General features: G+C 71.0%; 4 protein-coding genes. 2 read left to right on the top strand and 2 right to left on the bottom strand.

From position 1 onward, the window contains the following. Window positions 1–79: 79 nt before the first annotated feature. Both QH470_RS13030 and QH470_RS13025 read right to left on the bottom strand, forming a co-directional pair. The gene (locus tag QH470_RS13030; RefSeq protein ID WP_280272593.1) at window positions 80–1,207 is read right to left on the bottom strand and encodes an acyl-CoA dehydrogenase family protein; all 1,128 of its coding nucleotides are present in this window, start codon (window positions 1,205–1,207) and stop codon (window positions 80–82) included. Window positions 1,208–1,209: 2 nt separating this feature from the next. Continuing rightward, window positions 1,210–2,439 (bottom strand): acyl-CoA dehydrogenase family protein, encoded by a 1,230-nt coding sequence (locus tag QH470_RS13025; protein WP_280272594.1) that lies wholly within the window; start codon window positions 2,437–2,439, stop codon window positions 1,210–1,212. A gap of 188 nt (window positions 2,440–2,627) precedes the next feature. On the opposite strand from QH470_RS13025, the gene QH470_RS13020 reads away from it, so the two are divergent. Together QH470_RS13020 and QH470_RS13015 are read left to right on the top strand one after the other, a co-directional pair. Beyond that, window positions 2,628–3,065, top strand: a complete 438-nt coding sequence (locus QH470_RS13020; protein ID WP_280272592.1) for a DUF1707 SHOCT-like domain-containing protein — start codon at window positions 2,628–2,630, stop codon at window positions 3,063–3,065. A 59-nt stretch (window positions 3,066–3,124) separates the two neighbouring features. Continuing rightward, the coding region (locus QH470_RS13015; RefSeq protein WP_280272591.1) for an AAA family ATPase at window positions 3,125–5,940 on the top strand (2,816 nt) is incomplete at its 3' end.

Raw genomic sequence — 5,940 nt, 5'->3', positions numbered from 1 at the left:
GGGGCGTGGGCCCCCCCCACCCCCCCCCCCGGCCCGGCGCGCTTCGCCGCGGGGGGCCCCCCCCCCCGTCGGTTCGGTCTCAGTGCGGGCGGGTGAGGGCGGCGTAGCGGGCGACGTGATGGTCCGCCGAGCCCCATTCGTACTGAATCGCGGTGAGGCGCTTGAAGAAATGGCCGATGGCCAGTTCCTCGGTCATACCCATCGCGCCGTGCAGCTGCACCGCGTGCTGGCCGATGAAGCGGGCCGCGCGGGCCACGGTGGCCTTGGCGGCGGCCGCCGCGCGGGCCCGTTCGAGCGGTGCGGCGTCCAGCTTCAGCGTGACGAGATACGTTGCGGCGATGGCCTGTTCGAGTTCCAGGTGCATGTCGACCATGCGGTGCTGCAGGACCTGGAAGCTGCCGATCGGCACGCCGAACTGCCGGCGCTGCTTCGCGTACGCCACGGTGTCGGCGAGCACCTTGCGCATGCCGCCGACCGCCTCCGCCGCGAGGGCGGCGATCGCCTCGTCCACGGCGCGGGCGAGCGAATCGTCCGCGCCCCCTTCGGTTCCCAGCAGTGCGTCCGCCGGGACCCGCACGCCGTCGAGTACGAGATCGGCGGCCCGGCGTTCGTCTATGGTGCGGTACGGATGCTGGGTGAGGCCGGGCGCGTCGGCCTCGACCACGAACAGCGACAGTCCGGTCGAATCCGGTGTGCGGGCCGTGACCAGCAGGTGTGTCGCCAGCGGCGCGGTGGTCACCACGGCCTTCGAGCCGTCGAGGACCCACGCGTCCCCGTCGCGTCGCGCGGTCGTGGACACCCGCCCGATGTCGTAGCCCGAATCGGCTTCCAGCGCGGCGAGAGTCGTGATGACCGTGCCGGAGACGATGCCGCGCAACAGTTCCGTGGCACGGTCGCCACCGGCCCGGCGCAGCAGCCCGCCGCCGAGCACGACGGTGTCGACGTACGGTTCCACGACCAGCGCCCCGCCCAGGGCCTCGGCGATGAGCAGCGTCTCGACCGCGCCGCCGCCGAACCCGCCCACCTCCTCGGGCAGGCTCGCGCCGAGGATGCCGACCTCGTCGGCGAAGGCGCGCCAGATCTCCGGCTGCCGGCCGGCGCCCAGGCGGGCCGCGGCGCGACTCTTCTCCAGGTCGTAGCGCGCCGCCAGGAACTCGGTGACCGTATCGCGGAGCAGTTGCTGTTCGGCGGTGAATTCGAAGTCCATGTCTACAGTCCCAGGGTTGCCTTGGCGATGATGTTGCGCTGAATCTCGTTGCTACCGGCGTAGATCGAGCCGGCTCGGTCGTTGAAGTAGCGCTGTGGCGCGACCGCCTGCCACTCGTCGCCGCTGAGGTAGCCGTCGGCCGGTGCGGTGAAGTCGGCCACGGGGCCGCCGGGCATGGTGCCGTGCGGCTGGTAGACCCGGCCGCGCGGGCCCGCGGCCGCCAGGGCGAGTTCGGTGAGCTGCTGGCTGAGTTCGGTGCCGAGGATCTTCAGCGTCGAGGCCGCGGGCCCCGGGTTCCTCCCCTGCGAGATCGCGGCCACCGTGCGGTACTCCAGAATCTCCAGCACGTCGGCGCGGATGCGGATGTCGGCCAGCCGGGCCGCGAAGACCGGATCGTCCAGCAGCGTGCCGCCGTCCGGGCCGGGCTGGGCCTGCGCCTGCTCGGCCAGCGATTCGGCCATCACCTGCAGCATGGGGCCCAGCGCGCCGCCGCGCTCGAAGTTGAGCAGGTACTTGGCGACGGTCCAGCCGTCGTCGATGCGGCCCAGCACGTTCGTCTTCGGCACCCGCACCTGATCGAAGAACACCTGGTTCTGTACCTGCTCACCCGAGGTCATCACCAGCGGGCGCACCTGGATGCCGGGGGAGTCCATCGGGATCAGCACGAACGTGATGCCCTGCTGCTTGCGCTCCAGCTTCGAGGTGCGCACCAGGCAGAAGATCCAGTTCGCCTCCGTGGCGTGCGTGGTCCAGATCTTGGAGCCGGTGCAGACCAGGTCGTCGCCGTCGTCGACCGCCGCCATGGTCAGCGAGGCCAGGTCCGAACCGGCCTCCGGCTCCGAGTAGCCCTGGCAGAAGAAGACCTCACCGGTGAGGATGCGGGGCAGGAAGTACGCCTTCTGCTCCTCGGTGCCGAAGGCGATGATCGCGTGCGACACCATGCGGATCCCCATGGGCGACAACGGCGGTGCGCCGGCCAGCATCGACTCGCGGTCGAAGATGTAGTGCTGGGTCATGCTCCAGTCGCAGCCGCCGTATTCCACCGGCCAGGCCGGCGCGGCCCAGCCGCGGGCGTGCAGGATGTGCTGCCACCGCATGCTGGCCTCGTGATCCGGGTAGACGCTCGTGGCGAGCTGCCCGGCGCGCCGGAGGTCGGGGGTCAGGTTCTCGTCGAGAAAACGCCGCACCTCGTCGCGAAACGCCAGATCGGTGGGCGACCATTCCAGATCCACGAAGAACTCCTTGTCCGATAAACGGAGCTTCACCTTCTCATTTACCCGTACTCGAGCGCAAATGGTCGTTAACTTAAGGCCCCTCGGGCGGCCGCGGTTCACTCCCCGTCTTGACATTCCACTGTGGAGGTTGCATTCTATGTACATTCCACTTTGGAATATTGATCTCGTCGATAGGAACACGGGCCATGGACATCACCACCGGCACCCGCGCCTCCGACGCCGAGCGGCAGCAGGTGGCCGATCTGCTGTCCCGGCATTTGAGCGAGGGGCGCATCGATCTCGCCGAATACGACCAGCGGGTGGCGCGGGTGTTCGCCACCACCACGCGCGACGATCTGCAGCTGGTGTTGTCGGATCTGCCGAAGCTGCCCCGGCAGCGGGCCGCCGCGCCCGGCAAGAGCCCGGCGCGGTTGCCGATCTGGCAGCGCATCGAGGGCGGCGCGTGGCTGGGCGTCGGGGTGCTGTGCCTGGTGATCTGGGGCCTGATCTCGCTGGGTACGGGCGAATTCACCTACCCGTGGCCGCTGTGGGTGATCGGGCCGTGGGGTGCGGTGCTGGTGTTCCGCGTCCTCACCGGCTGGGAGTCGCGCGGGTGCGGCGGGCCGCGCACGAACATGCCCTGACGACATCCTGACCCGGCATACGCGGAGCTACCCCCGGCTAGCGGGTAGATTGGCCTGCTGTGCACCTGAAGAGTCTGACGCTGAAGGGATTCAAGTCCTTCGCGTCCGCGACGACCCTGCGCCTGGAGCCGGGCATCACCTGCGTGGTGGGGCCCAACGGCTCGGGTAAGTCGAATGTCGTCGACGCGCTCACCTGGGTGATGGGGGAGCAGGGCGCGAAGGCGCTGCGCGGCGGCAAGATGCAGGACGTCATCTTCGCCGGCACCGCCGGCCGCGCGCCGCTGGGCCGCGCGGAGGTCACCCTGACCATCGACAACTCCGACGGCGCGCTGCCCATCGACTACTCCGAGGTGTCGATCACCCGCCGCATGTTCCGCGACGGCGCGGGTGAGTACGAGATCAACGGCAACTCCTGCCGCCTGATGGATGTGCAGGAACTGCTGTCGGACTCCGGAATCGGCCGGGAGATGCACGTCATCGTCGGCCAGGGGCAGCTCTCGGCGATCTTGGAATCGCGTCCGGAGGACCGCCGCGCCTTCATCGAGGAGGCCGCCGGTGTCCTCAAACACCGCAAACGCAAGGAGAAGGCGGTCCGCAAGCTGGAGGCCATGCAGGCCAACCTGGCGCGCCTGACCGACCTGACCACCGAGTTGCGCCGCCAGCTCAAGCCATTGGGCCGCCAGGCCGAGGTGGCGCGCCGCGCCGCGACCGTGCAGTCCGAACTGCGCGACGCCAAACTCCGGCTGGCCGCCGACGATCTGGTGACGCGCCGCCGCGAGCTGGAGAGCCAGCAGAGCAAGGAGTCCTACGCCCGCGAACAACAGATCAATGTGCAGGCCGAACTCGACGCGGCCAATGCCGCACTGGCACAACAGGAATTCGAGCTGTCGCGGCTGACGCCCGGCGCCGAGGCGGCCGCGCAGACCTGGTTCCAGCTGTCGGCTCTGGTGGAGCGCGTCAACGCCACTATCCGCATCGCTCGTGACCGGGCCCGCAACCTGACCATCGATCAGCCCACCGGTACCGGCCGCGATCCGGAGCAGCTCGAGGCCGAAGCGGCGCGGGTGGAGGCCGAGGAGGCCGAACTCCTGGAGGCCGTCGAGGTCGCGACCGCGACCCTGGAGGCCGCCCGCGACCAGTTGCACGATCGCGAGCAGGCGGCGAAGGCGGCGGAGCAGGCACATCTGGCCGCCGTGCGCGCCATCGCCGATCGCCGCGAGGGGCTGGCCCGGCTGTCCGGTCAGGTCGACAATCTGCGCACCCGCGCCCAGTCCGCGGACACCGAGATCACCCGGCTGTCGACCGCGCTGACCGAGGCGCGGCAGCGTGGCGCGGACGCGGAGGCCGAATTCGAGTCGGTACAAGCCGAATTGAGCGAACTCGACGCCGGTGAGGAGAGTCTGGACGCCGCCTACGAGCACGCCGCCCAGGCCTTGGAGCTGGCCGACCGGCGCGTCACCGAACTTCGCGAATCCGACCGTGAGGCCGGCAAGAAGGTGGCCTCGCTGACCGCCCGGATCGAGGCGCTCACCATGGGCCTGTCCCGCAAGGACGGCGGCGCCTGGCTCCTCGAGCACCACGCCGACGGCCTCCTCGGCCCCCTGTCCGGCCTGCTGCGTGTCCACACCGGCTACGAATCCGCCGTCGCCGCCGCCCTCGGCCCCATGGCCGACGCCGTCGCCGCCGAGACGGGCAGCGCTGCCCACGCCGCCCTGACCGCGCTCAAGGAAGCCGACGGCGGCCGTGTGGCCCTGGTATACGGCCGCACCACAGCCGATATGGGCCATGGTCTCCCGGAGTCTGCAACTACGGGTAGCGGTGGGTCGGAGTCCGGTGTTGCGGTGCCGGAGTCGGCTGGTGCGGGTAGTGGTGTTGTGGTGTCGGGGTCGGCGGGCGACGGTGTGGATCGGTCGGAAGCTTTTGCCGCGGAGGGACATTCGGATCGTGGGCGGGGTGGCTCCGGGCACGGTGGGCAGCGGGCGGCGTTGCCGGGGCGGGCGCGGTGGCTTGCGGAGGTTGTCGATTGTCCGCCGGAGTTGCGGGGGGCTGTCGATGCGCTGACGGCCGGGACCGCGGTGGCCGATGATCTCGAGGCCGCGGCGGAGGTGCTCGGGGCGTATCCGGAGCTGCGCGTCGTTACTCGCGAAGGGGATCTCGCTGGTACCGGGTGGGTGCTGGGTGGTTCCGATCGCGCGCCCAGCCGGCTCGAGATCCAGGCCGATATCGATGCCGCGCAGGCCGAATTGGAGTCGTGGCAGCGGCATGCCGAGGAGTTCGAGGCCGCGCTGTCGGGCGCCGAGGCCGAACAGACCGACCGCAAGCAGGCGGTGGACCAGGCCCTGCTGGCGCTGCACGAATCCGACCAGGCCATGGTGTCGATCTACGATCGGCTCGGCCGGGTGGGTGCGACCGCGCGCTCCGCGAAGTCCGAATGCGAACGCCTGCAAGCCCAGCGGGCCGAGGCCGAGACCACCCGGGACGCGAACCTGCAGCAGCTGGCCGACCTGGAGAACCGGCTGCGGAACGCGGAATCCGAACAGTCCGAATTGGATTCGGATGACGACGCGGGCAGTGAGACCGCCGGGCTGGCGCGCGAGGAGGCGGCCGGGGCGCTGGCCGAGGCGCGCTCGATGGAAGTGGAGGCCCGGCTGGCGGTGCGCACCGCCGAGGAACGCGCGGAATCGGTACGGGGCAAGGCGGATTCGCTGCGCCGGGCCGCCCGCGCCGAGCGTGAGTCCCGGGCCCGCGCCGAGCGCGCCCAGGCCGCGCGCCCCCGGGCCGCCCCGGGGGCCCCCCGCGGGGGCGGGGGCCCCGCGCGGGGGGCCGCCCGGCGGGGGACCGGGGGGGGGGGAGCCGCGTGGGCCCGGGGCGGGCA

It is taken from the genome of Nocardia wallacei, from assembly GCF_029868745.1.
GTDB lineage: Bacteria > Actinomycetota > Actinomycetes > Mycobacteriales > Mycobacteriaceae > Nocardia > Nocardia wallacei_B.
This window is presented reverse-complemented; position numbering and strand designations above follow the sequence as displayed.